The organism is Vreelandella sp. L-25, from assembly GCF_056857535.1.
Genome location: NZ_JBSXNH010000043.1, coordinates 1 through 23,422, shown reverse-complemented (window position 1 = coordinate 23,422; position 23,422 = coordinate 1). Strand labels below are relative to the sequence as shown.

Here is a 23,422-nt window from a genome sequence, read left to right as displayed (position 1 = left end):
AGATGACTCTCAAATCAAACAATAAAAGCGGCGGCCCCAGTGGGGAATAAATGCAACATAACGGCTAGTGATTAACTCTGTGTTGCTCACTAGCGGTGATAGGGGTGGCCCACTAGCAGTGTCCAGGCGCGATAAAGCTGCTCTGCCAACATAATTCGCACGAGCGGGTGAGGTAGCGTTAGCGGCGAAAGTGACCACGCTTTATCAGCCATAGCGGAAAGCGCAGGCTCTAAGCCGTCCGGGCCACCCACCAACAGCACCACATCACGCCCTTCCATGCGCCAGCCATCCGCTTCCTGCGCCAACTGTTCGGTGGTCCAGGGTTTGCCCTTTACCTCCAGCGCCACCACGATTTCATCGCCACGCAGCTTTTCACGAATTCGCTGCGCTTCTTGCGCGCGGGCTTTAGCGATATCGGCATTTTTGCCACGCTGGCCGAGCGGTATTTCTTCAATTTCCAGCGTGAAATCCCGAGGGAGCCGCTTGCGGTAGGTCTCAACGCCTTGTTCCACCCATGCAGGCATTTTTGTACCCACCGCTAACAGCCGAATCCTCATGACATCGTGGCTCGCTCTTCAAACTGCTTCAGCGATTCACTAATCGCGCCAGCGTCGCTAGGCAGATCTGCCCAAAGGCGCTCCAGGTCATACAGCGCACGGGCTTCTGGAAGCATAATGTGAACCACCACATCGCCCAGGTCGACCAGCACCCAGTCGGCATTATCGCCACCTTCAACACCGCGAGGGTGAAGGCCGGATGCCTTGGCTTTTTCGACAACGTTCTGGGCCAGTGCGGCCACGTGGCGGGTAGAAGTACCACTGGCAATCAGCATCAGATCGGTAACTTCGGTTAATTTCGCAACGTCGAGTTGAGTAATATCGCGTGCTTTAAGCTCTTCTAGCGAGTCAATCGCTAGGTTTTTCAGTGTATCGATGTGCATGACTCCTGAAGGCAACCCCTTGTGGTGGTATCGAGTGGTGGTATCGAGTGTCGTTACTAACGTCGGTATTTCGAGTGGCACCAGCCTGTAAGCGGGCCATTGTAACGGCTTCTTTCACGACTGCCAGTGCTATTCATCGGACTGATAAAGCCCTTGATAAAAAATAGCCTGTTCTACCGCTTCTGGTAGTAAGTAGCGCACGCTTTTACCCGCCTGCAGCCGCTCCCGAATATAAGTGGCAGATATCGCCATTAAAGACGGCAGCTCAAGCATCAACATTCCGCCTCTCGTGCGCTGCATTAATACATCGACACTATCGACTTCTCGATTGCCGACCAGTTCCTTCAATGCTGACGGCCAAGAAGATTGATAACCTGGGCGAGCAATGACCACTAGGTGGGCCAACTCGAAAAGCTGCTCTGCACGGTCCCACTTCGCCAAACGTAAAAAGGCATCGAAGCCGATCACCATGACTAACGGTACATCGTCGCCATACTGCTGGCGGAGTTCCGCCAGCGTATCCACGCTGTATGAGGGGCCGTCGCGCTGAAGCTCTCGATCATCCGCTAACAGCCCTGGCGTATCGCCAATGCCCGCTTTTAAGAGGGCTAAGCGCTGGGCAGCCGACACCTGCGGTGTATCTCGCAGGGGCGGCTGCGGCGCGGGCACCATATGCAGCGTATTGAGGCCTAACACCTCGCGCACTTCTACAGCGCTGCGCAGATGGCCGTTGTGAATGGGGTCAAATGTCCCCCCGAGCATACCTACCCGCATTGGCCCGGCGATGCTGGGCGTGTCACTCATTGTCTAACCTGGCCGTCACCCAATACGATATATTTTTGAGTCGTTAAGCCTTCAAGCCCCACCGGACCACGGGCGTGAAGCTTATCAGTGGAGATACCGATTTCTGCCCCTAACCCATACTCAAAGCCATCCGCAAAACGGGTAGAGGCATTCACTATCACTGAGCTTGAGTCCACTTCGGCCATAAAACGCCGCGCCAGCGAGTAGTCTTGAGTCACAATCGCGTCGGTATGGTGCGAGCCGTAGCGCTCAATATGCTCAATCGCCTCTTCCATTCCATCGACCACTTTAATGGCGAGGATCGGCGCCAAATACTCCGCATGCCAATCGTCCTCTGTAGCCAAAGTGGCTTGGGGAAGTAACGCGCGCGTGCGCTCACAGCCACGCAGCTCTACCTGATGTTCTGCATAGGCCCGGGCCAGCTCCGGCAGCAAAATATCGGCAACGGGCGCATCCACCAGCAGCGTCTCCATGGTGTTGCAGGTGCCATAGCGGTGCGTTTTGGCATTAACGGCAATCGCCAGCGCTTTAGCGGGATCGGCGGTGGTATCAATATAGACGTGGCATACGCCGTCCAAATGTTTGATAACCGGTACTTTAGCTTCGCGGGAAATGCGCTCAATCAGCGACTTACCGCCGCGAGGAATAATCACATCAATATAGGCAGGCATACTGATCATTTCACCTACGGCCGCACGGTCGGTAGTGGCCACTACCTGCACACTGCCCGCTGGCAGGCCCGCATCGGCTAGCCCCGCCTGAAGGCAGCGGCTAAGCGCTGCATTAGAGGCGCTGGCTTCGGAGCCACCGCGTAGCACGCAAGCGTTTCCCGATTTAAGACACAGGCTGGCCGCTTCGATCGTTACATTGGGGCGTGACTCATAAATAATGCCGATAACTCCCAGCGGAACGCGCATTTTGCCAACCTGAATGCCGCTGGGGCGGTAGCTCATGCCGTCAATCTCACCCACCGGATCGGGTAGCGCTGCCACTTGGCGAAGACCTTCAATCATCGCGTCAATGCGCTGGTCATTCAGGGCCAGCCGGTCTAGCAGTGCATTATCTAGCCCATTGTCACGCCCACGCTGCATGTCCTCGGCATTGGCCTGCAGAATATCACTGCGTGCCGCCGCCACACGCTGCGCCATTGCCTCAAGCGCTTGATTCTTAATGTGGGTATTGGCACGTCGCAATGCGCTTGCCGCTGCCCGAGCGCCTTGCCCCAGGGCCTGCATATACGCGGGCACATCCCCGGCAGCCAAATGGTGTTGGGCGTCTTCTTGGAATGCATCAGAACCGCGCATACTATCTCCCTGTGTTGTGGTCAGCGTTGCTAAGTGAAGTGGGCTTATATTACGCCATTTGGGCATTATACTGAGTGATTCAAAGGACTAGGCCAAGCAATGCGTTATGCTACTGCTAAATAGGCCAACCGCTATCAGGTAAATAGTAAGCCACCATGCAAAGCAAATACAAAATCAGCCTGCTAAGAGCCAGTCTACTCGCCGCTGCCGTGGCGCTGGCTTTATGGACGCCCATGGCACCGCCAGCAGCTGCCCTGTTGCTCTGGCTGTCGGTTGGTTGGCTCTTTATTACGGCGCTGGTACTGGATTTTAGCCATCGCCGCTCTCCTGGGCTGCCCTGGCAGATGCTCGCTGGAACGCTACTACTAGGGTTAATTGCCGCCGCACCTGAGCGGCATGCGCTGCTTATTTGGGCATGGGGAGCAGTGTTTATGCTGCCTCAACATCGCTGGGCCGCCATTTTTAATGCATGCGCGGCCATGCTTAGCTGCTTACTACTCGCTCCCGTGGTGAGCCTACCGGAGTGGCTCCTAATGGTTTTATCGCTGGCAACACTCAGCGTACTGGCCCTTTCACGCACTCACCAGTTAATTAATATGAATGGCGATATACGCCAACGCCTAAGGCTAGTACCAGGAGCAAACCTATGGGCAGGCGAGCAACTCTTACGCGATTTACTGCGAGAACAAACCCGCTCAGAGCGGGAAGCTATCCATGCCGAAGTGTTAGTCATTCAAGTAAAGCGGCACCAACTTTGGCCAGTCGCCCAACAACTCTGCGAGTTGACTTATAAGTTTGAAAACGTCTATCGGCTGAATGGCACGACACTCGCCACCCTCATATTATCGAGAACGTCCAAAGAGGCCGCTAAACGGCGCGAGCTCCTATGTGCTGTTCTACCCGACAGCGCCGCCATTTATCACCAGCCCCTCATGGAGATCGAGCTGGCGTCACTCTCAATCGAAGCCCTAAGCCGCTACCCGAAACATCGGCTAAGTGAGGCCGCATGAGAGTGCAGCCACTGCCCAAGCGACTAATGACTGCGGCCTATAGCGCCAGTATGTTCATCATGGTGGGCTACATGATGTGGCTGTACGCGATGGGCAGCTACCGCGAACTGCTAATACCGCTATTTTTGGCAATGCTGTTATTGGTCAGTTTGCTGATGCATTTAGGCCAAGGGTTTCGCCCCTGCATACCGCGCATACTGTTATTGGCGAGCATCTATATTGCTGTGCTAACCGCCACCTATACACAGCCAAGCCCAGCGCCCCTATGGCTCGGCTTACCCATTGCAGCCACATTTTTACTGTTGCCGCTTTGGAGCGCGCTTAGTCTGAATATAGTTTGCCTTTCCGCCTGGTGGTGGCTAGCACCTTTTGAGACGACTGCTTTTTCACTTAGTCATGTGGCGTTAACGCTACTGCTCGCCCTTCCCCCATGGGAACATGCACGCCGTCGGGCGCTACTGCGGGCCACAGACCCAAACGATAGCGACTGTGATGCTTACCATATTGATACGCTGAAAGAGCGGCTCAATAATGAATTTCAACGGGCAGCAATGCTCAATAAGCGCTTGGCAGTCCTAGTGCTTCACTTACCACAGTTGGATATGGCAGAAGAGCAGTTTGGTCACCGTGCGCAAACCGCCTTATTGGGTGCCCTGTGCAGCGAGGTCAATAGCCGTTGCCGTGATCACGATATACTGGGTCGCGCTGGCAATGCGACATTCTGGCTGGTCCTACCCGATACCAGTGAAAGTGGCGCCTTGCTTGTTAGGGAGCGCTTACAGAGAGCGCTTTCCCGTCGTGTGCTAGTGGAAACTGGGCAACTAGAAGCGCGCATTACCACCTGCCTGCCTCTTCGCAAAGAGAGCTTCGAGCGATATGTACAGCGCCTGGAAACGCGTGCCGAAGCTATTGCCAACGTGTAACCCATCTGCGGACGGAATCGCCTTTGCCTATCGCCGACACACTGTTATCTCTGTCGCTTTCACCTACGCTGCTGCTCCTACTGGTGCTGGGGATTGCCATGGTGGAATCTCTAGCGCTGGTAGGCTTACTGGTGCCCGGCGTTGTGCTTATCACTGCCGCTGCCTCTATGGCAGGGCATCAAATGGTCGCGCTACCGTGGCTAATTGGCGCAGCCTTCGCAGGGGCTGTGTTAGGCGATGGGCTTAGCTACTTTTTAGGCTATCGCCACCGCGATACCGTGGTGACCCGTTGGCCGCTTTCGCTTCATCCCGAATGGCTAGGCCGAGGCGCCCGTTTTTTTGAGCGTTATGGTATCTACTCGGTGTTTATTGGGCGCTTTGTCGGACCCGTGCGCCCTATTATTCCGCTCATCGCGGGTATGATGCATATGCCAGCGCGCACCTTTCTCTTAGCCAACGTAATTTCTGCTGCTCTTTGGGCACCGGCATACGTTTTACCCGGCTACCTGCTGGGCCACACTTGGCAACAGCAGCTCAACCTGCCCGCCAATGTTGAAATGGCCGTGGTGATGATGGCCGTTAGCGTCGTGGCACTGGCCGTAATGTTCTCCTGGGGCCGCGCGCAAGTAGGTCACAAGGGGCGGGTGTACTTTGCAATTGCACGTATTGCTCGCCGAATACCCGCCATGCGCCGCCCGTGGCTCGCTATGAGCCGCAGCGGTGAGGTGCCTTTAGCCTCACTCTTTTTATGCATCATAGCGCTTACCGCAGCATCCGCCTGGACACTGATGGTCATGCAGCATCCAGGCCCTTTGCTGATTGACTTGCAGGCGCAGCGACTCTTCTCCTGGCTGGCAACTCCCTGGCTAACAGACGCCAGCCTGCTACTTGCCGAAGTGGGCGATAAAGCGGGGATTATTACACTCGTCGCCCCTTGGGCACTCTGGTTGCTGTTGGTCAAACGTATTGACCTACTTGCTCATGGGGCGCTAGCGCTGGGAGGTATTGGCGCACTCAACACATTAGGTAAAGCCGTATTTGCGCGGGCTAGGCCTGACACACCGGACTATTTAGTCGGGTCGTTTTCCTACCCAAGTGCACATACCTCCACATGGGTTGTAGTGGTGGGTATCACGGCAGCCTTTGTCGCGTCACAGCTGCCGAGACAAAGGCGGATGTGGGTATATTGGCTTGCCATTGCCATCACGATCCCAATGGCACTTTCGCGTCTGATCATTGGTGTCCACTGGCTCAGCGACTTAATGGGCGGTGTGCTGCTTGGTCTGGTCGTCTGTGCGCTTGTTCAGCTTAATTGGCAACGGCGTTATCGCCCTCCTTTGCCGTCTTTTCCCTGGCTTGGGCTGCTGCTTGGGTCACTACTACTCATCATTCTACGTGTTACTTTTTTCCCGCCCGTTTAAACATAGGGATTCATGCAGGGAGTGACTCGTTCAACCCAATGCCAACCACATGCCTACGCCAATCATCAATGTGCCCGCGATGCGGTTAAGCAGCCTCACATTGCCGCTTTTACCTAGCAGCTTACGCAACGTTTTTCCGCCGGTGGCGTATACCAACATACTGGCAAACTCAATGGTGAGAATGACAGCAATTAGCATACTGAGCTGCGGCGCAAGCGGCCGACTGCCATCTAAAAACGGCGGCAGTAGCACCATAAAAAACGCCCACCCCTTTGGGTTGGCAACGGCCGTTACCAAACCTTGGGTGGCAAGCTGAAGACGCCCAGCGGCAGGGCCAGTATCCAGCTCACTAGGAATAGCCATACGGCCCCGTGAGCGCCACATCATGATGCCCAAATAGGCCAAATAGGCACCGCCCACCCACTTGAAGGCGATGAATAGTTCGGGCTGGCGCAGCATCAACGCAGCGACGCCCGCCCCCGCCGCCGCCGCCACGAAACCGACGCCGATCAGCTCTCCGACCATCATCCACAGCGTGCGTTTGACGCCTTGCGTCATGCCCAACACCATGGCCAGCGTCATGCACATGCCTGGTGTTAACGAGACGAAGAGAAACGTCGGTATGAAGACCGAGAGCGTCGCCCATGACATCATGGCGAACCGTCCTTGTTTTGCGCATCGCGAGAGGTGGCCGCGGCGTCTTCGCCCCAGCGGGGCATCAGGCGGTGGGCAATACCCAACTGATTGAGTATGCGCGCAACAATAAAGTCGATCAGATCTTCCATGCTTTGAGGGCGGTGATAAAACCCTGGAGCGGCGGGCAAAATCACCACACCCAGGCGGCTAAGCGCCAGCATGTGCTCTAAATGAATGGGAGAAAACGGGCTTTCGCGTGGCACCATCACCAACGTACGGCGCTCTTTAATGGCCACATCAGCGGCGCGCTCAATCAAGTTATTACTGGCGCCGGTCGCGACCGCCGAGAGCGTGCCCGTTGAACAGGGGCAAATTACCATGGCCGAAGGTGCACCAGACCCAGACGCCACGGGCGCCGTCCAGTCTTCTCGACCAAAACAGCGAATTTGCCCTGGTTGGGCACCGCTTTTTTCTGTGAGCGTCTCTACCAATCGCTGCGGCTGGGCAGGGAGTGACACATCCGTTTCCGTGGCAATCACCATATGAGCCGCTTTGGAAATCATTACCCACACTTCATGCCCCGCCTCGACCAGCACATCGATCAAGCGAAGGCCATACTGAGCGCCTGAAGCACCTGTTAGCGCTACTGTTACCGGAGGTTTAAACATTGTCACTTCGACTGCTCCCGCGCTGTTAATGCATCTAACAACCGCTCGTGCACTCCCTCAAAACCACCATTAGACATCACCACAATACGATCTAGAGGTGACGCTTGAGTGACCACTGCTTCTACTAGCGCATCAATATCGTTAAACAGCGCGGCACGCTCTCCTTGAGTCTCTACCAGCGATTCCATCGACCAAGCCACTCCCGCTGGCTGAAACCAGAACACCGCATCCGCATCGGCCACGCTGTCACTTAAGCGCTCCCGCAGGGCACCCAAACGCATGGTATTGGAGCGTGGTTCAATCACTGCCAGCAAACGCCCCTTGGTCGTGGCTGCGCGCAGACCTTGTAGCGTGGCGGCAATGGCCGTCGGATGGTGGGCAAAATCATCGATCACCTGAATGCCATTGACCTCGCCCCTTACCTCTTGCCGACGGCGCGGTGTTTTAAACCGCGCCAGCGCGGCACACGCCCGCACCAAATTCACGCCACACAGTCGTGCTGCCGCTAGCGCTGCCAGTGCATTGCGCGCGTTGTGTTCGCCGGTTAACGCCCACTCCACCACGCCATCCTCTTCACCTTGCTCGCCTAAATACAAGACCTGAAAACGGCTAGCGTCGGCACGTTCTAAGCGCAGCTGCCACTGGCTGTTTGCATCAGCTCCAAAATAGGCCACCGGTGACCACGCCCCCATCTTCAACACTCGTTCCAGTGCGGGCTGCTGATCGGCTACTAATAAATGCCCTTGGCTGGGAACGATACGCACTAAATGGTGGAACTGGCGCTCGATAGCGGCGAGATCAGGAAAAATATCAGCATGATCAAACTCAAGGTTATTGAGTACTGCAATCGTCGGGCGGTAGTGAACAAACTTGGAGCGCTTATCAAAAAAGGCCGTGTCATACTCATCGGCTTCTACTACAAAGGGGGCGTTTTCGTCGCCTAAGCGCGCCGAAACGCCAAAATTACGTGGCACGCCACCAATCAGAAAGCCAGGCTTTAGCCCAGCACTTTCTAATAGCCAAGCTAACAAGCTGGCAGTGGTGGTTTTGCCATGAGTGCCCGCCACAGCAATCACTTTGCGGCCAGGCAACACATAGTCTGCAAGCCACTGCGCCCCTGAGGTATAGCGCATGCCACTATTGAGCAGTGCCTCCACCTCCGGATTGCCCCGTGAGAGCGCATTACCCACGACCACCAAGTCGATTGAGCCTGAGAGATTGGCTGCTTGATAGCCTTCCATCAGGGTGATCCCAGCCTCAGCTAGCTGCGTACTCATCGGTGGATATACGTTGGCATCGGAGCCGCTTACTTCATGGCCTAACTCCCGTGCAAGTAGTGCAAGGCTCCCCATAAAGGTGCCACAGATGCCAATAATATGCAGACGCATGGGCCAAGCGCTCCCTTCCTAACCATTTCAAACGATTGAACTTACTAAACACATCAATCAACGAGCGCTGAGATTAGCACGCCACGCGGTGTTGCTCATCTCGTTCCCCGCGCGACATGGCATTACAGGCTCAGAAAGTGACAATTCTGACGATTTATTGCAGGATGCGCGCACCTTTTCTTATTCGACATCCAACAACCCGTCCACTGCATACGCTGTAAAGCAGTGCAGTGAGAGGAGACAACCATGCGCATCTTAATTCGTTACTTCTTTCGGGGCGTTCGCGTCCTGCTAGCCCCCGTCATGCTGATCTCCGAGAAGCTATCCACGCCAAAAGCCGTCGAGCGCACCCCAGAAGAGCAGGCTCAGGTAGACGCCGCTTGCCAACAGCTTGCGCTCTACCAGTTCAGAACGTGCCCCTTCTGTATCAAAGTGCGTAAAGAGATTGCCCGGCTGGGGCTTAATATTGAGCTTCGCGATGCCCAGCTAGACCCTGCACATAAGCAGGCCCTGCTGGAAGGTGGTGGTAAAGTAAAGGTTCCCTGCCTAAAAATTACCGATGACGCAGGTCAAGCCACCTGGCTATACGAATCGGATGAGATTAACCGCTGGCTTCACCAGCGTTTTGGCGCGTAATTACGGCGACATACGCTGCCTAAGAAAATGCTCCTCCTGGCGATCGAGAAGGCCAAGGCCAGCATCCGCGCCAAGGTGGAGCATCCGTTTCATGTGATCAAGAACCTCTTCGCCTACCGGAAGGTGCACTTACAAGGGGCTGGCCAAGAACTAGGCGCAGCTGTTCACCCTGTTCGCCCTCGGCAACCTGGTGCTGGCAAGAAGGTGCGAGGGGGATGTCGACGGGGCCAGTGTGTCTTGAATTTGGCTTGGCAGCCGGAAAACCGGCTGCCAGGGAAATAGGCCGCCTGTGGTGGCCAGAAATTCTCCGCTGAGAAGCAGAAAGTGTTTCGCTGAGTGCCAAGGAGGCTCAGTATCAAATTGATCAGCGGTTCCTTAACTGACGCTTCTCAGGTCTTTCGCCCCACCTCCTTCATGCGCGCCGCCTCGACAATTTCGATCCAGTAGCCATCTGGATCTTTAATAAAGGCAACGTCCTTCATCTTGCCCTGCTCTGGACGCTTTACGTATTTGACGTCGTTGGCGTCGAACCAGGCAATGGCAGCATCCAGCTCGGGCACCGAAAAGCAGATATGTCCGAAGCCCTGCGGCTCGGCGTTACCATCGTGGTAGGTAAAGCCGGGCTGATCTTCGGTGCCCCAATTGTGGGTCAGCTCAAGCACGCCGCGCTGCTGGAATGTCCAGACCGTGCGCTCACCAGCATCCTTGGGAATCACCTCACCCTCATCTAGGCGACCCAGAAAATAGAGCGAAAACCCCATTTCCTCAAAATCCAGCTTGCGGAGGACTTGCATCGCAAAGACCCGCGTATAGAACGCTAGTGATCGCTGCGGATCCTTGATGCGTAGCATGGTGTGGTTGAGCCGAAAGCCGCTGGCCTCGCGGGCCGGGGGCTCTACTCCGGGGTACTGTTCACCACTGAAGCTCATATCGTACTCCTCTATCGAAATCGAGATTTAAAGGCAAAGCGGGCGACGTAGGCAACTACCAGCACCAACCAGAAGGGCGCGGGGCAAAAAGTGGGTGTTATACCGCGCGCTCCTTCATTAGCTTCCCAATATGCTCAGCCTGGCGGATTGCCAGCGTAACGATGGTCAGCGTGGGGTTTTCTGCCGCCGAGGTAGTAAACTGGCTACCGTCGGAAATGAACAGGTTTGGAATATCGTGGGTCTGACCGTATGCGTTGCACACGCCGTCTTGCGCCTGAGCGCTCATGCGACAGGTGCCCAGATTATGGGTCGATGGGTATGGCGGCACGCGGTAGATATCGCGAGCGCCTACCGCTGCATAAAGTTCGCTGCCTTTCAGATAGGCATGTTCGCGCATAGCCTCGTCGTTAGGATGGTCGTCATAATGCACGTTAGGGATCGGCAAGCCATGCTGATCCTTGAGCTCGTCATGTAGGGTCACACGGTTGGAGGCGCGTGGCATGTCCTCGCCGACCAGCCACATGCCCGCCATGTGTGCATACTGGTCCATAGCACCGGTAAACGCTTCTCCCCAGGCACCTGGATCGAGGAATGCTGCCATAAAAGGGAGGCCTAGCGACAAAGTTTCCATCTCATAGCCGCCGACGAAGCCGCGCGAAGTGTCGTGCCTAGCCTCATCGGGAATGATTCCAGCCATGGTCGTACCACGGTACATGTGCACCGGCTCGTCAAAGGTAGCGTAGACAGACCCAGTCATGTGGCGCATGTAGTTGCGCCCCACTTGGCCCGAACTGTTGGCTAGGCCGTTGGGGAACATCGCGCTTGCCGAATTGAGCAGCAAACGTGGCGTCTCGATGGAGTTGCCAGCTACGGCGACCAGACGTGCCTTCTGGCGCACCAAGTTACCATCCTTGTCAAAGTAGGTAACACCCGTGGCGTGGCCTTTGGCATCGTGCTCAATCTGTGCAACATGAGCATTTGTCCGTAACTCGGCATGCCCAGTGAGCAGGGCCGCCGGCAGCTCGGTATAGAGAGTTGACCATTTGGCACCGAAACGACAGCCCTGGAAGCAGAAACCGCGCTGTTGACAGCCCGGGCGACCATCGCGTGTCCGGCTATTGATCGCCATGTGTCCTGTATTGCATGCATAGCCCAATTTCTGTGCCCCAGCATGCATCACCTTGAAGTTGTTGTTGCCGGGCAGACCAGCGATATCGTTGGTTCGCGTCACACCCATCTTGTCTTCAGCACGTGTGTAATACGGCGCTAGTTCATCGTAGCCGACTGGCCAGTCGAGCAGATTGGCACCGTCGAGTGCACCGTAATGAGTAAGCGCCTGGAACTCGTGGGGCTGAAAGCGCAGACTGGCACCAGCCCAGTGCACCGTGGTCCCACCCACCGTTTTGCAGATCCAAGTAGGCAAGTTGGGGAAGTCCCTGGCGATGCGCCAGCTACCTGATGTCGTGCGATTGTCGAGCCAGGAGAGCTGACTGAAGGCTGGCCACTCGTCGGCATGGAAGTCCGGGCGGTCATGCAGAGCGCCAGCTTCCAGTACCACCACATCAATGCCCTGCTGGGCCAGTTCGTTGGCCAGAGTGCCACCGCCGGCCCCGGAACCGATGATCACCACGACACTGTCATCGTCGTGGGCAAAAGTCTTGCTATTATCGAACTGCGCCATAGCGTGTTCTCCTCAGGAAAGCATCGTCTTGTTGTTATGGTTGCCTAGCTTAGGCGCCGGGCATCAGACCGCTATCCGCCACCGGCGGGTCGGGCAGCCAAGTCAGGTCATCAAAACCCTTGAAGAGATACCCCATGTCGCCCTCCTCCCCCTGGTAGCCGAAATGGGCGAAAGCCAGCGGGTTGCTGTACAGCGAAACCACAGCGGACGAGCGGATCTTCTCGAAGAACGGAGAACCAGCGGCCTCAGCCACGCTGGACTGACGCTGTGTTGCATCGAGAGCCAGCCAGTCGCCATCGGCCTGGCGATCTAGCGCCGTCACTCCATCACGCAGCAACGCCAGAATGGCAGGGTCGGCGTCTGCCTGTCGATCGAGATCCTTGACCACCAGTGCATAGACAGCGTCTTCCAGGTCGCGATGCGGAAAGACATGGCGAGTGAACTGCAGCAGTGCCTCACTCTCATGCGTAGTGAACTGCTCAGTGGTCACCGCCCAACTGCGGCTCGGTGCCAGCAGAGCGATGGGACCGCTAGCAAAGGCTAGCGTTCCGACAAGTGCACCTCCACTGGCCTTCAGGAACACTCGGCGTGATAAGGGGCGTGAGAACATGGCGAAATCTCCGCATTATAGGGCTGTTCATAATAGGGCTGTTCATACTGAACGTTGAGAAGCAGGCCGCCCTTTTGTTTTTGTAGATTGAGATGCTAGGTGGCATCTTCATTCAGAGAGTAGTCGTCAGCGGCAGCGGGAGGGTAACATTGGGTTACTACATAGCCTAAGGTCTAATCGAAAGAGACATTTCAGACACAAGTCGGATGGCCTGTAAAGGTCAATAAGACTAAGTTGATAATGACCAACCCAATGACGGAACCTCGCCATGTGCCATGTCTATGCTTCGACAGATCCTCAACGCTACGAGAGCACCACACGCTCGGTACGCCTGCAGGGGAGCGTGACCAGTGTCCGCTTAGAGAACGAGTTCTGGGGGATTCTTGATTGTCTAGCCACCGAGCAAGGCATGTCAGCAGGACGTTTCATCAGCAATCTCTACAGCGAGGTCATTGCCAACAAAGGCGAGGTACCCAACCTGGCCTCAATGCTGCGCGTGGCATGTGCTGTACATCTGCACCTGCACGCTGAATCGGTACCTGCCCGGAATCCTTCTGCGGAATCATCACGCCGTCGAGCCTAGGTGATAGCATCGACAAAACTAAGGAACCGCTGATCAATTCGTCTCTAAGCGGCTGAAATGCTCATAATGGCACTTTCACTGAAAGTGTTTCGCTGAGTGCCAAAGAGGCTCAGTATCAAATTGATCAACGGTTCCCTAAAACTCGACCTTTTGCGCGGTAATATCGAAGTGCACGCTGAGCGGCACGCCCTCCGAAGCGCTGGGGGATGACTCCAGCGTGTGCTGAAGCGCTAACTGCCCTTCAATATGGCCCACCACATGGAGGTCTCTCCCGGTTTGCTCAACGTGGCTCAGCGTTACTGTGATCTCGCCACCCTCAGAGGTATAGAGAGGCGGCATCGCCGTTTCGCCCATAAACTGCACCACGCTTGCCTCCATGAGTTCCTCATTCTCTAACGTTAAACTCATGGCCAATGCCTGTTGAGCATCCCATTCAACTGGATCAATAAAACCAGTGACCTCGATTTTCAGTTGATCACCTACCTCCATAAACGACGCATTTGAATCGTCACCTTGGTGTAATACGAACCAGGCATACTCATCTTCACCCAAGGTCCCCACCATATCCGCCGTTTCATCAGCGCTTACCAACAATGAACACCCAGCGATGAGACTGACAGCCAGCCAGCTAACACATTGTTTCAACATAGTCTGTTATGCCCTATCAATTGAGTTAGGTGTTGATCGTATTCTCACACCGCTTAACTATCGACTTTTGTCTAGCACCCTATGCTACAACGTCCGCCGTTAGCCCCATCATTCAGCAGATGAATGATGCCAGTCATTATTTCTATTGTATGACGCCACCACCTCTCTCTATGTTGTCAGCATAGCTTACGAGCTGACCGTGTCTGTTTTACTGACAAGTACCTCGCTGAACACTCACTCAGTAAGACGAACAATAAACAACATGCATGGGAACATTTATGACGCTCAAGAAGACGCTACTGGCCTCTGTGATCGGTGCTACTGTGGCAGCAACAACTATGTTGCCGATGACCGCAAGCGCCGAAACCCTCCGTATCGGCTACTCCGCTGACCCTGAAACCCTGGACTTGCATGAGCAGCTGTCAGGCGGCGTACTGCGTTTTTCGCACCTCGCGTTTGACCCGCTGGTTCGCTGGACCAAAAACTTTCAGTTTGAGCCGCGCCTAGCCACTGAGTGGGAGCAGGTAGACGACACCACCATGCGCATGACCCTGCGCGAAGGCGTTACTTTCCATTCCGGCAACCCTTTCACAGCAAAAGATGTCGTGTGGACCATTGAGCGTCTGAAAGAGAGCCCGGACTACCGCGCCATTTTTGACCCGGTTGCCAGCGCAGAAGCCGTTGACGACTACACCGTCGAAATCACTACGTCTGAGCCCTACCCGCTGCTGTTGAACCTCGCCACCTACATCTTCCCGATGGATAGCGAGTTCTACACAGGCGAAACCGAAGACGGTAACGACAAAGCCGAAATCGTTAAAGCGGGTAACTCCTTCGCTTCACGCAACGTATCAGGCACCGGCCCATTCATCGTCACTGACCGTCGCCAGGGTGTCCGCGTTGACTTCAAACGTTTTGAAGACTACTGGGATACCGAAAGCGAAGGCAACGTTTCTGAAATCGTGTTAACGCCGATTGCTGAAAATGCCTCACGCGTGGCGGCCCTGCTGTCTGGCGGCGTTGACTTCATCGATGCCGTTCCGCCTAACGACCTTGATCGTGTGCGTAACGCCGACGGTGTGGAATTGGTAGAAGTGCCCGGCACCCGCATCATCGGCTTCCAGCTCAACGAAGAGCGCGTGGAAGCCTTCCAAGATGCTCGCGTTCGTCAAGCCGTTGACTTAGCCATCAACCAGGAAGGCATCGCCGACCGCTTAATGCGCGGCTTCGCCACGCCGGCTGGCCAGTTCTCTCCGGAAGGTTACTCTGGCCACAATCCGGATCTCGTTCCCCGTTACGACCTTGAGCGCGCCCAAGCGCTGATGGCCGAAGCGGGCTACGAAGAGGGCTTCAGCGTTGATATGATCGCGCCGAACAACCGTTACGTGAACGATGCGCAGCTGGCCCAAGCGGTTGCCAACATGCTGGCGCGTATCAACATCAACGTTAACCTGCGCACCATGCCGCTGGCCCAGTACTGGCCTGAGTACGACACGCGCCAGTCAGACATCGCCATGATCGGCTGGCACGCGGACACCGAAGACACCGCCAACTTCTTCCAGTACCTCTCTTTCTGTATTGATGAAGAGAGCGGTGCTGGCCAGTACAACTACGGCAGCTACTGCAACGAAGAGATCGACGCGCTGGTGACAGCAGCCGACAGCGAAACCGATCTTGAAAAACGCAACGAAATGCTGCGTGAAGCAGAAGCCATGCTGTATGAAGACGTTGGTTTCGTCATGCTGCACTGGCAAAACCTTGCCTATGCCGCAGCTGAAGGCGTAGATGTTGAGCCGGTTGTTAGCGCGCTGGACTTCCCCTACCTGGGTGATTTGGTGATTAACCGCTAATCCCCACGCAGAACCGAACACCCGCGCAAGGACGCTTATCTGATTAACCTACATAGGTGGCGTACGCCATGATTGCTTTTTTAATCAAGCGGCTGATGCACGCAATATTGGTGATGTTTGTCATCAGTGTATTGGCCTTCGCCATCCAGGATAACCTGGGTGACCCTGTACAGCAGATGGTCGGACAGTCGGTCCCCGAAAGTGAACGCGAAGCCATTCGCGAACGGCTGGGGCTCAACGACCCCTTCCTAGTGCAGTACGTGCGTTTTGCTAAAAACGCTGTGCAGGGTGATTTTGGCTACTCCTACTTCTACCGCGAACCAGCGCTGGAAGTGATTGCCCGGCACCTACCCGCCACCCTTGAGCTGGTATTTGCTGCCACCCTGATTATCGTGCTGCTATCTGTTCCCATTGGCGTGTATAGCGCTATCAAACCGCGCTCGCCGATATCCCGGTTCTTCATGGGGGCATCGATTATCGGTATTTCGATCCCGGTCTTCTTGACCGCGATTGTGTTAATTCAAATTTTCTCGATTGGTATTACCGTCTCGCTGTTCCCCGAAGGCACTGCCTGGGGTGCTTGGTTAAACGGCCTGCTCTCGACCGAGGGCAATATGCCGTCGTTTGGTCGTGGCTATGATTTGGTGCATGTCGTCGGCCACTGGGATACCAACCTAGTTACCTGGAATGGCTTGCAACACCTTGTCCTACCCGCCGTATCGCTAGCCTCCATTATGCTGCCGCTGTTTATTCGTTTGATTCGCGCAGAAATGATGGAAGTGCTGCAATCTGAATACGTGAAGTATGCGCGCGCTAAAGGGATTTCCATGCGCCGTGTCTATTTCGTTCACGCGCTGAAAAACACCATGCTGCCGGTGATTACCGTGGGTGGCGTACAGATTGGTACCATGGTGGCCTACACCATTTTGACCGAAACCGTATTCCAATGGCCGGGCATGGGGCTGATGTTCCTTGACGCCATCAACCATGCCGACATTCCGCTCATTGTGACCTACCTGATGATTGTCGGCGTCATTTTCGTGGTTACGAACACCATCGTGGACCTGATCTACGGCTTCGTGAACCCCACTGTAAAACTGACTGGTAAGCCCGCATGACAACGTCCACAACTTCCACTGCACCAAGCCGCTGGGAGCGCCTGCGCGACTCCTTTTTGTGGTACAGCTTCAAACGTGACCGTACGGCGCAACTGTGTTTGGCGGTCTTTATCTGCTTAGTCATTGCGGCATTTTCGGCACCGCTATTAGCGCCGACCGACCCTTATGACCTGGCTCAAATCGACATTCTCGCCTCCGAGCTGCCGCCTTTCTGGATTGATGGCGCCGACGAGATGTATACGCTCGGCACCGACGCCCAGGGGCGTGATCTGCTGTCGATCATTCTGTACGGCACGCGGGTATCGCTGCTGATTGGCTTTGGCGCGGTGGCGCTGCAAGCCCTACTGGGGGTGACTTTCGGCCTAATGGCAGGCTACCTGGGCGGCCGTGTCGACGCTTTCCTGATGCGCCTAGCGGATATCCAGCTCTCGTTCTCCACCTTGATGGTGGCGATTGTGGTCGGTGCGGTGGTGAAGGCCACTATGGGCAGCGCGTTCTACAGCCAATACGCCGTTTTGATGCTGATATTGATTATCGGCCTTGCTGAATGGCCCCAGTATGCTCGTACCGTGCGCGCGTCAGTGCTGGCCGAGAAAAACAAAGAGTACGTGGACGCCGCCCGCGTAATGGGCCTGCGTAGCCGACGCATCATGTTCCGCCATGTGCTGCCGAACACGCTTTCACCGATCTTCGTTATCTCCACGGTGCAAATTGCTAACGCGATTATCTCCGAAGCGGCGCTGTCGTTTTTAGGGCTGGGTATGCCGGAAACGCACCCCTCGCTGGGTTCGCTGATCAAAGCAGGCTTTGATTATATTCAATCAGGCTCTTGGTGGATCACGTTGATCCCCGGTGCGGTGCTGGTAGTGCTGGTGCTGTCAATCAATCTTCTGGGCGACTGGCTGCGCGATGTCATGAACCCACGACTCTACAAAGGCTGAGGACACCATGGCACTTCTTGAAGTTTCTCATCTCGATGTCCGCTTTGCCCTTCGTCAGGGCGAAGTGCGCGCCCTGCGCGACGTTAATTTCACCCTGGAGCGCGGCGAGCGCCTGGGTATCGTCGGCGAATCTGGCGCGGGTAAATCCGTCGCCGCTTTCTCACTGCTGAATTTGATCGCCAAGCCCGGCTTTATTGCCGGGGGTAGCATTAAATTTGAAGGGAAAGAACTCAACAGCATGTCGGAGCGCGGCCTGCGCAAAGTGCGCGGCAACCGCATTTCAATGATCTTTCAAGATCCGATGATGACCCTGAACCCAGTACTCTCCATCGGCGAGCAGATGGTGGAGTGCTTAAAGGCGCATCGGCGTATTTCGACCAAAGAAGCGCGCGCCATCGCCCTGGATAAGCTGCGCCAAGTGCAGATCCCCTCTCCGGAAAAGCGCTTAGACCAGTACCCCCACGAGCTTTCCGGCGGGATGCGCCAGCGTATTATTATCGCCATCGCCCTGCTGCTCGACCCGGACATCATCATTGCCGACGAGCCAACCACGGCGTTAGACGTCACCATCCAGGCCGAAATCATGGCGCTGCTGTTGGAGCTGTGTGAGCAGCACAACGTGGGCTTGATTTTGATTACCCACGACCTGGGTGTGGTGAGCCAGGTAACGCAGCGCATGCTGGTCATGTACGCAGGCCGAGTAATTGAGCAAGGTCCCTCACGGGAAATCATCAACGACCCGCAGCACCCTTACACTCAAGGTTTGATCAACGCACTGCCGCAGATGGCAACACCGGGCGAAAAACTCAACCAGATTCGTGGCAGCATGCCGTCGCTCTCTAACTTGCCCAGCGGCTGTGCGTTTCACCCCCGCTGCGACTTTATCAACCGTGCCGACGGCCAACCTCGGCCTGCGTGCACCCAACAAGTCCCCGACTTTGTTGAATCCGGTAACTGCCGCGTTGCCTGCCACATGGTGGCGGAAATGCTTGAAGACCGCCGCTTGAAGGAGGAGACCCTATGAACGCCCAGGCGGAAACGATCGCGACCATGCCGACCCAAAACGAAGCGAGCAACGACTCGCTACTGCAAATTCGCGGTCTTAAAAAGCGTTTCTCACTCTCCGGTGATTTTCTGGAACAGCTACGTTTCAAAGGCGGCAAGCTGGTTCGCCATCAGGAGTTTATCCACGCCATTAACGGCGTGAACCTGGACATCAAACGCGGCGAAGCGCTCTGCGTGGTGGGTGAATCTGGCTGCGGTAAGTCCACCGTGGCGCGCACGGTCATGGGGCTGATTTCTCCCTCAGAGGGTGAAATTCGCTACGACAGCCAGCGCATCGACGATCTCAGCTCGAAGCAGCTCCTGCCCTACCGCAAGCGCATGCAGATGATCTTCCAGAACCCTTACGCGTCGCTGAACCCACGCATGACCATTCAGCAGACGCTGGAAGAGCCACTGCGGCTTCACCATCCCGACTGGAAGCGCCAGCAGATCCTCGATAAAGTCGAGGAGGTGATGCATTCGGTGGGTATCGACCCAGACTGGGGCAAGCGCTTTGGACACGAGTTCTCCGGCGGACAGCGCCAGCGGATTGCGATTGCTCGCGCACTCGCCGTCGACCCCGAATTTATCGTGGCCGACGAGCCCATTTCAGCACTGGACGTATCCATTCAGGCTCAGGTGCTCAACCTGCTGATGGATGCCCAACGGGACCGTAACCTGACCTATCTGTTCATCACCCACGACCTGGCGGTGGTAGAGCATTTTGGGACGCGGGTGGCCGTTATGTACTTGGGCACGGTATGCGAGATTGCGACCACCGCTACGCTGTTTGCTAAGCCTCGGCACCCTTATACTCAGGCGCTGCTATCCGCTATTCCTCGCTTGGAAGATGACCGCCCCCAGCACATTCGCCTCTCCGGTGAAGTGCCTACGCCGGTCAATCTGCCTAGCGGCTGTGTCTTTCATGGCCGTTGCCCCCATGCCAACGCCCGCTGCAAACAGGAAATCCCTGCACTAAGAACCCAGGATGACGGTACCCGCGTTGCGTGCCACGCTGTTGAAGAAGGCCGCCTATGAGCGCGGCCCATTCAACCGTTATACGCTTGGCCGCTTTGCGAGGTAAGGCATGGAAATTCGCTGGCTAGAAGACTTTATTGCTTTGGCCAGAACGCGACACTTCTCTCGCGCTGCCGACGAACAGCACGTCACACAGCCCACCTTTTCCCGGCGCATTAAGCTGCTGGAAGAGGAGATGGGCGTCACGCTGATCAACCGGCAAACGCTACCGCTGTCGTTAACGCCTGCGGGGGAAGAGTTTTTAACGCTATGCGAACAGGTCACCGACCGGGTTCGCTTAACGCGTGATCGCGTTCGTGAGATCAGTGCCGGGCAGCAGCGGCGCATTATGGTGGCAGCACCGCAAAGCCTGCTGGCGCATTTTCTGCCCGAATGGCTGACCCAACTGGGTTGGCAAGACCGTATGCAGCCCTACTTGCGCGCCACGGGCTGGGTGGCCAGCGACTACTTCCAGGCGCTTGCCCGGGCGGAGTGTGATCTGGCGATTTGCTACTGGCCTATTGGCCGCTGTGATCTAGATATTGATACCAGCGCCTGTACTTACCGAGTCATTGGACATGAGCGGTTGATTCCCGTGACCGGGCTGAAAAGCGATGGCACCGCCTGCGCCCTGCTGCCCGGCTCTCGCCAGCAGCCAGCGCCGTGGTTGGCGTACCCCAAACGGGTGCTGCTAGGCTCGGCGGTCAAAGCGCATTTGGCGCGACTGCCCCAAAGCACGTACTTAACAGCGCAAAGTGAAAATCTCTACGCGGCGGGCATTAAAGAGCTGGTGCTGCTGGGCTATGGCATGAGCTGGCTACCGGAACGCAATGTGGCAGCGGAAACCGCCAACGGCACGCTGGTCAGGGCTGGCGATAGCCGCTGGGATGTGCCGATGGAACTGCGGCTTTATCGTCACCAAAGCCAGCACCACGCCGAACTCGATAGCCTGTGGAGCGAGCTTACCCCACCCCGATCTTGAAAGGATGTCTTATATGTCAGCAACCCTCTACCAACAGCAGCGCGAGCATATCGCGTCGCTACAGCGTGCTTACCAGCAATGCTTGGCTAACCATCAGCTGGATAGCCTGGCGATTTACAGCGGCCATGCACGCAACCACTTTGCCGACGATCATGCCACCAGCTTCCAGTCCTACGGCCACTTTATACACTGGGTCGGTATGGCAGACGTTCAGCATAGCTGGCTGGTGATTCAATCGAATCAACGCCCCCAGCTCTACCTCTATACGCCCGCAGATTTTTGGCACTTGCCGACACAGCTACCTGAAGAGCCGTGGGTCGCCGAGTTTGATGTGCACCTATGTAGCGACAAAATCACGCCACCGCTATCAGGCCGCGCCGCCGTCATTGGCGATGTAACGGAGCTTGAAAGCGCCGCGCAGCTCGCTAACGTGGCCACGTTGCAACCTGAAGCGTTAGTTCGCGAGCTAGATGAGCTGCGGATGACGAAATCTGCTTATGAAATTGCCTGCCTGCGTGAAGCTAACCGGCTGGCGGTAGCAGGTCATCAGGCGGCTAACGCCGCTTTTATAGGCGCTGCCGCCGAGCTGGATGTGCAGTTAGCCTATCTGGCAGCCAGCCGACAACGCGAGTCTGAAGTGCCCTATCAAAATATTATTGGGCTAAATGAGCATGCCGGGGTCTTACACTATCAGCACTATGACCTGTCAGCCCCCAAGCAGCGTTATAGCCTGCTGGTAGATGCGGGCAGACGCTTTCGGGGTTACTGCGCCGATATTACCCGCACCTATACAGGCCCAGATGCCCCCAGCGAGTTTGGCGCTTTAATTACCGCCATGCACAGCCTCAAAGATGAGCTGATTGCACACATCGCCCCTGGCGTTGATTTCGTTGCGCTGCATGAAAAAATGCACCAAGGCTTGGCTGATATCTTGGTCGCACACGGGCTATATAACGGCAGCGCCGAAAGCGCCGTGGAAGCAGGTATTACGAGAGCCTTTTGCCCCCACGGGCTGGGGCACTCGCTGGGTATTCAGGTACATGATGTGGCCGGGTTGAGACAGCCAGACGGCACGCCATCACCGGCACCTAACGCTCACCCTGCCCTTCGCCTCACCCGCCCCCTGCAACCCGGCATGGTAGTGACCATTGAACCAGGGCTCTATTTTATTCCCATGCTGCTCGCGCCGCTGCGAAACCAGTCTCATCCTGTCAACTGGACACTGGTTGATCAGTTGGCTGTCTGCGGCGGTATTCGCATTGAAGATAATATTCTGGTGACGGATAGCGGCTCAGATAATTTAACGCAGTAATAATCTACCAATGCAAAAACGCCCGGCCCACATCAGTGGGCCGGGCGTGTGTCTTACAAACCTGGATTAGAAGCGGTAAGTAATACCACCGCCGATGGTCACAGGCTCCATATCGACTTCGCCAATGGTGGCGCCAGCCGCGTTATTAATGTCAGCACTCACGTCAGCATAACTAACGTAGCCATTCAGCATAACGTTGTCAGTCACTGCCAAGTCCACACCCGCTTGGCCAATGGCGCCATAGCTCTCATCGATGCTCAAACCTGTCGGCTCGCTAGAGAAGCGGGTGTAGTTTAAGCCAACACCAACGTAGGGCTGTACTTTAGAGTCTAAACCACCCATCGGGTAGTAGTTGACCAGCAGGTTGACCGGCAGGCGATCGACGCTGCCTGCATCGCCACCCGGGCGTGTGTTCAGGTCATGCTCGAATTTTTCAGAGCTGTTCAGCTCCATACCGATTTTGTCGGTGAACAGGTAACCCGCACCGAAGGTGAAACCACGGGCACTTTGCACGTTGAGGTCTGCGTCACCCACGTTGCCGTTACCGGAACCAGTATCTGTTTGGGCAACACCACCACGGACGAACACATCACCCGCTTCGTAGGCCATGGCAGCTTGGCTGGCCATGAGCGCACTGGCAGAAACAACGGCGGCAGTCATCAGTTTTAGCTTGCTCATCAGAGTATCCTCTTGCATCTTGCTTGGGATTGGTGCTGGTCGACACCAGCTAACCTATACAATATATAGTATACGAACACTGTTTTCAAATTTCCTGTGAAATTTTATTATAGGTTTTCTGACTCTGATAGCTTTTATTAACCAACGGCCCCGAAAAGCAGGATCGAGTAGGAGGGGGAGTCGCCTCCCCCGTCCTCTCACACCACCGGGCAAACGGATCCGTACCACGGCGGTTCCTGTCCCCCATTATCGGGCTGAGCTTCGTTCCGCTGAATTCGCTCGCCTGTGTGCTCTGAGCG

Annotated in this window: 24 protein-coding genes and 1 pseudogene; 13 read left to right on the top strand and 12 right to left on the bottom strand. The window is 55.9% G+C overall.

The features are described 5' to 3' along the window. Nucleotides 1–89: 89 nt before the first annotated feature. The 4 genes from rlmH to AC13CN_RS04335 all read right to left on the bottom strand — a co-directional run bounded on the left by rlmH (nt 90) and on the right by AC13CN_RS04335 (nt 3,048). Nucleotides 90–557 carry a 23S rRNA (pseudouridine(1915)-N(3))-methyltransferase RlmH gene (rlmH, locus tag AC13CN_RS04350; protein WP_044628085.1) on the bottom strand — a complete coding sequence of 156 codons (468 nt, stop codon included), beginning with the start codon at nt 555–557 and terminating at the stop codon, nt 90–92. Next, nucleotides 554–940: a ribosome silencing factor gene (gene rsfS / locus AC13CN_RS04345; RefSeq protein WP_044628086.1), complete on the bottom strand. Its 387-nt coding sequence runs from the start codon at nt 938–940 to the stop codon at nt 554–556. The genes rlmH and rsfS overlap by 4 nt, the downstream gene beginning before the upstream one ends. A 129-nt stretch (nt 941–1,069) precedes the next feature. Continuing rightward, the gene (gene nadD, locus AC13CN_RS04340) at nt 1,070–1,744 is read right to left on the bottom strand and encodes a nicotinate-nucleotide adenylyltransferase (RefSeq protein ID WP_058577801.1); all 675 of its coding nucleotides are present in this window, start codon (nt 1,742–1,744) and stop codon (nt 1,070–1,072) included. Further along, the gene (locus AC13CN_RS04335) at nt 1,741–3,048 is read right to left on the bottom strand and encodes a glutamate-5-semialdehyde dehydrogenase (protein WP_058577802.1); all 1,308 of its coding nucleotides are present in this window, start codon (nt 3,046–3,048) and stop codon (nt 1,741–1,743) included. Before AC13CN_RS04335 ends, nadD begins: the two co-directional genes overlap by 4 nt. Before the next feature lie 155 nt (nt 3,049–3,203). Here AC13CN_RS04335 and AC13CN_RS04330 point away from each other — a divergent pair, with 155 nt between their 5' ends. From AC13CN_RS04330 to AC13CN_RS04320, 3 genes are read left to right on the top strand one after another with little or no spacing between them, the layout of a single operon-like run. Continuing rightward, the gene (locus AC13CN_RS04330) at nt 3,204–4,058 is read left to right on the top strand and encodes a hypothetical protein (protein ID WP_058577803.1); all 855 of its coding nucleotides are present in this window, start codon (nt 3,204–3,206) and stop codon (nt 4,056–4,058) included. Further along, complete coding sequence (locus tag AC13CN_RS04325; RefSeq protein WP_062374647.1) at nt 4,055–4,981, top strand: diguanylate cyclase domain-containing protein; 927 nt, start codon at nt 4,055–4,057, stop codon at nt 4,979–4,981. Before AC13CN_RS04330 ends, AC13CN_RS04325 begins: the two co-directional genes overlap by 4 nt. Before the next feature lie 23 nt (nt 4,982–5,004). Then, nucleotides 5,005–6,402: a bifunctional DedA family/phosphatase PAP2 family protein gene (locus AC13CN_RS04320; protein WP_172514418.1), complete on the top strand. Its 1,398-nt coding sequence runs from the start codon at nt 5,005–5,007 to the stop codon at nt 6,400–6,402. A gap of 30 nt (nt 6,403–6,432) precedes the next feature. On the opposite strand, the gene AC13CN_RS04315 is transcribed toward AC13CN_RS04320, so the two are convergent. The 3 genes from AC13CN_RS04315 to mpl are packed head-to-tail and all read right to left on the bottom strand — an operon-like array spanning nt 6,433 to nt 9,094. Then, the gene (locus AC13CN_RS04315) at nt 6,433–7,056 is read right to left on the bottom strand and encodes a LysE family translocator (protein WP_170968101.1); all 624 of its coding nucleotides are present in this window, start codon (nt 7,054–7,056) and stop codon (nt 6,433–6,435) included. Then, nucleotides 7,053–7,706 carry a flavin prenyltransferase UbiX gene (locus tag AC13CN_RS04310; protein WP_054640992.1) on the bottom strand — a complete coding sequence of 218 codons (654 nt, stop codon included), beginning with the start codon at nt 7,704–7,706 and terminating at the stop codon, nt 7,053–7,055. Before AC13CN_RS04310 ends, AC13CN_RS04315 begins: the two co-directional genes overlap by 4 nt. Nucleotides 7,707–7,708: 2 nt before the next feature. Beyond that, nucleotides 7,709–9,094, bottom strand: coding sequence for a UDP-N-acetylmuramate:L-alanyl-gamma-D-glutamyl-meso-diaminopimelate ligase (mpl, locus tag AC13CN_RS04305; RefSeq protein WP_054640993.1), 1,386 nt, complete (start codon nt 9,092–9,094; stop codon nt 7,709–7,711). 246 nt (nt 9,095–9,340) lie between these two features. Here mpl and AC13CN_RS04300 point away from each other — a divergent pair, with 246 nt between their 5' ends. Both AC13CN_RS04300 and AC13CN_RS04295 read left to right on the top strand, forming a co-directional pair. After that, nucleotides 9,341–9,730, top strand: a complete 390-nt coding sequence (locus tag AC13CN_RS04300; protein WP_054640994.1) for a glutaredoxin family protein — start codon at nt 9,341–9,343, stop codon at nt 9,728–9,730. 42 nt (nt 9,731–9,772) lie between these two features. Further along, a pseudogene (locus AC13CN_RS04295) lies at nt 9,773–9,971 on the top strand (transposase); the annotation flags it as partial. Between the two features lie 148 nt (nt 9,972–10,119). On the opposite strand, the gene gloA reads toward AC13CN_RS04295, so the two are convergent. From gloA to AC13CN_RS04280, 3 genes are all read right to left on the bottom strand, one after another. Then, nucleotides 10,120–10,659 carry a lactoylglutathione lyase gene (gloA, locus tag AC13CN_RS04290; protein WP_172514417.1) on the bottom strand — a complete coding sequence of 180 codons (540 nt, stop codon included), beginning with the start codon at nt 10,657–10,659 and terminating at the stop codon, nt 10,120–10,122. 97 nt (nt 10,660–10,756) lie between these two features. After that, the gene (locus AC13CN_RS04285) at nt 10,757–12,340 is read right to left on the bottom strand and encodes a GMC family oxidoreductase (protein ID WP_172514416.1); all 1,584 of its coding nucleotides are present in this window, start codon (nt 12,338–12,340) and stop codon (nt 10,757–10,759) included. 49 nt (nt 12,341–12,389) lie between these two features. Beyond that, nucleotides 12,390–12,950 (bottom strand): twin-arginine translocation signal domain-containing protein, encoded by a 561-nt coding sequence (locus AC13CN_RS04280; RefSeq protein WP_172514415.1) that lies wholly within the window; start codon nt 12,948–12,950, stop codon nt 12,390–12,392. Nucleotides 12,951–13,218: 268 nt separating this feature from the next. On the opposite strand from AC13CN_RS04280, the gene AC13CN_RS04275 reads away from it, so the two are divergent. Beyond that, nucleotides 13,219–13,533: a ribbon-helix-helix domain-containing protein gene (locus tag AC13CN_RS04275; protein ID WP_172514414.1), complete on the top strand. Its 315-nt coding sequence runs from the start codon at nt 13,219–13,221 to the stop codon at nt 13,531–13,533. Nucleotides 13,534–13,668: 135 nt separating this feature from the next. Here the strand turns inward: AC13CN_RS04275 and AC13CN_RS04270 are convergent, their stop codons facing one another. Continuing rightward, the gene (locus AC13CN_RS04270; RefSeq protein WP_287836921.1) at nt 13,669–14,181 is read right to left on the bottom strand and encodes a hypothetical protein; all 513 of its coding nucleotides are present in this window, start codon (nt 14,179–14,181) and stop codon (nt 13,669–13,671) included. Nucleotides 14,182–14,459: 278 nt separating this feature from the next. Here AC13CN_RS04270 and AC13CN_RS04265 point away from each other — a divergent pair, with 278 nt between their 5' ends. The 7 genes from AC13CN_RS04265 (at nt 14,460) to pepQ (ending at nt 22,445) form a co-directional block, all read left to right on the top strand. Next, nucleotides 14,460–16,031, top strand: a complete 1,572-nt coding sequence (locus tag AC13CN_RS04265) for an ABC transporter substrate-binding protein (RefSeq protein ID WP_253557022.1) — start codon at nt 14,460–14,462, stop codon at nt 16,029–16,031. Between the two features lie 68 nt (nt 16,032–16,099). Next, nucleotides 16,100–17,149 carry an ABC transporter permease gene (locus AC13CN_RS04260; protein WP_058577810.1) on the top strand — a complete coding sequence of 350 codons (1,050 nt, stop codon included), beginning with the start codon at nt 16,100–16,102 and terminating at the stop codon, nt 17,147–17,149. Next, nucleotides 17,146–18,090 carry an ABC transporter permease gene (locus AC13CN_RS04255; protein WP_058577811.1) on the top strand — a complete coding sequence of 315 codons (945 nt, stop codon included), beginning with the start codon at nt 17,146–17,148 and terminating at the stop codon, nt 18,088–18,090. Before AC13CN_RS04260 ends, AC13CN_RS04255 begins: the two co-directional genes overlap by 4 nt. 7 nt (nt 18,091–18,097) lie before the next feature. Then, a complete protein-coding gene (locus AC13CN_RS04250; protein WP_054640996.1) occupies nt 18,098–19,114 on the top strand; it encodes an ABC transporter ATP-binding protein in 1,017 nt (338 codons plus the stop codon). Next, entirely contained in the window at nt 19,111–20,172 is a 1,062-nt protein-coding gene (locus tag AC13CN_RS04245) for an ABC transporter ATP-binding protein (protein WP_253557021.1), read from the top strand. Before AC13CN_RS04250 ends, AC13CN_RS04245 begins: the two co-directional genes overlap by 4 nt. Nucleotides 20,173–20,221: 49 nt before the next feature. Beyond that, on the top strand, nt 20,222–21,133 hold the full coding sequence (locus AC13CN_RS04240) for a LysR family transcriptional regulator (protein WP_137093752.1): 912 nt from the start codon (nt 20,222–20,224) through the stop codon (nt 21,131–21,133). Nucleotides 21,134–21,146: 13 nt separating this feature from the next. Further along, nucleotides 21,147–22,445: a Xaa-Pro dipeptidase gene (gene pepQ / locus AC13CN_RS04235; RefSeq protein ID WP_253557020.1), complete on the top strand. Its 1,299-nt coding sequence runs from the start codon at nt 21,147–21,149 to the stop codon at nt 22,443–22,445. A 66-nt stretch (nt 22,446–22,511) separates the two neighbouring features. Here pepQ and AC13CN_RS04230 read toward each other — a convergent pair whose 3' ends face one another. Beyond that, complete coding sequence (locus tag AC13CN_RS04230; protein WP_062374640.1) at nt 22,512–23,123, bottom strand: OmpW/AlkL family protein; 612 nt, start codon at nt 23,121–23,123, stop codon at nt 22,512–22,514. Nucleotides 23,124–23,422 lie beyond the last annotated feature (299 nt).

What these genes read in the sequence shown, in the direction of transcription:
- AC13CN_RS04270 (WP_287836921.1), bottom strand. Translation starts at nt 14,181, where the DNA reads ATGTTGAAACAATGTGTTAGCTGGCTGGCTGTCAGTCTCATCGCTGGG.
- AC13CN_RS04335 (WP_058577802.1), bottom strand. Translation starts at nt 3,048, where the DNA reads ATGCGCGGTTCTGATGCATTCCAAGAAGACGCCCAACACCATTTGGCT.
- rsfS (WP_044628086.1), bottom strand. Translation starts at nt 940, where the DNA reads ATGCACATCGATACACTGAAAAACCTAGCGATTGACTCGCTAGAAGAG.
- pepQ (WP_253557020.1), top strand. Translation starts at nt 21,147, where the DNA reads ATGTCAGCAACCCTCTACCAACAGCAGCGCGAGCATATCGCGTCGCTA.
- AC13CN_RS04300 (WP_054640994.1), top strand. Translation starts at nt 9,341, where the DNA reads ATGCGCATCTTAATTCGTTACTTCTTTCGGGGCGTTCGCGTCCTGCTA.
- AC13CN_RS04250 (WP_054640996.1), top strand. Translation starts at nt 18,098, where the DNA reads ATGGCACTTCTTGAAGTTTCTCATCTCGATGTCCGCTTTGCCCTTCGT.
- AC13CN_RS04310 (WP_054640992.1), bottom strand. Translation starts at nt 7,706, where the DNA reads ATGTTTAAACCTCCGGTAACAGTAGCGCTAACAGGTGCTTCAGGCGCT.
- AC13CN_RS04275 (WP_172514414.1), top strand. Translation starts at nt 13,219, where the DNA reads ATGTGCCATGTCTATGCTTCGACAGATCCTCAACGCTACGAGAGCACC.
- AC13CN_RS04330 (WP_058577803.1), top strand. Translation starts at nt 3,204, where the DNA reads ATGCAAAGCAAATACAAAATCAGCCTGCTAAGAGCCAGTCTACTCGCC.
- AC13CN_RS04240 (WP_137093752.1), top strand. Translation starts at nt 20,222, where the DNA reads ATGGAAATTCGCTGGCTAGAAGACTTTATTGCTTTGGCCAGAACGCGA.
- AC13CN_RS04260 (WP_058577810.1), top strand. Translation starts at nt 16,100, where the DNA reads ATGATTGCTTTTTTAATCAAGCGGCTGATGCACGCAATATTGGTGATG.
- AC13CN_RS04230 (WP_062374640.1), bottom strand. Translation starts at nt 23,123, where the DNA reads ATGAGCAAGCTAAAACTGATGACTGCCGCCGTTGTTTCTGCCAGTGCG.
- rlmH (WP_044628085.1), bottom strand. Translation starts at nt 557, where the DNA reads ATGAGGATTCGGCTGTTAGCGGTGGGTACAAAAATGCCTGCATGGGTG.
- AC13CN_RS04325 (WP_062374647.1), top strand. Translation starts at nt 4,055, where the DNA reads ATGAGAGTGCAGCCACTGCCCAAGCGACTAATGACTGCGGCCTATAGC.
- AC13CN_RS04285 (WP_172514416.1), bottom strand. Translation starts at nt 12,340, where the DNA reads ATGGCGCAGTTCGATAATAGCAAGACTTTTGCCCACGACGATGACAGT.
- nadD (WP_058577801.1), bottom strand. Translation starts at nt 1,744, where the DNA reads ATGAGTGACACGCCCAGCATCGCCGGGCCAATGCGGGTAGGTATGCTC.
- AC13CN_RS04255 (WP_058577811.1), top strand. Translation starts at nt 17,146, where the DNA reads ATGACAACGTCCACAACTTCCACTGCACCAAGCCGCTGGGAGCGCCTG.
- AC13CN_RS04265 (WP_253557022.1), top strand. Translation starts at nt 14,460, where the DNA reads ATGACGCTCAAGAAGACGCTACTGGCCTCTGTGATCGGTGCTACTGTG.
- mpl (WP_054640993.1), bottom strand. Translation starts at nt 9,094, where the DNA reads ATGCGTCTGCATATTATTGGCATCTGTGGCACCTTTATGGGGAGCCTT.
- AC13CN_RS04315 (WP_170968101.1), bottom strand. Translation starts at nt 7,056, where the DNA reads ATGATGTCATGGGCGACGCTCTCGGTCTTCATACCGACGTTTCTCTTC.
- AC13CN_RS04280 (WP_172514415.1), bottom strand. Translation starts at nt 12,950, where the DNA reads ATGTTCTCACGCCCCTTATCACGCCGAGTGTTCCTGAAGGCCAGTGGA.
- AC13CN_RS04245 (WP_253557021.1), top strand. Translation starts at nt 19,111, where the DNA reads ATGAACGCCCAGGCGGAAACGATCGCGACCATGCCGACCCAAAACGAA.
- gloA (WP_172514417.1), bottom strand. Translation starts at nt 10,659, where the DNA reads ATGAGCTTCAGTGGTGAACAGTACCCCGGAGTAGAGCCCCCGGCCCGC.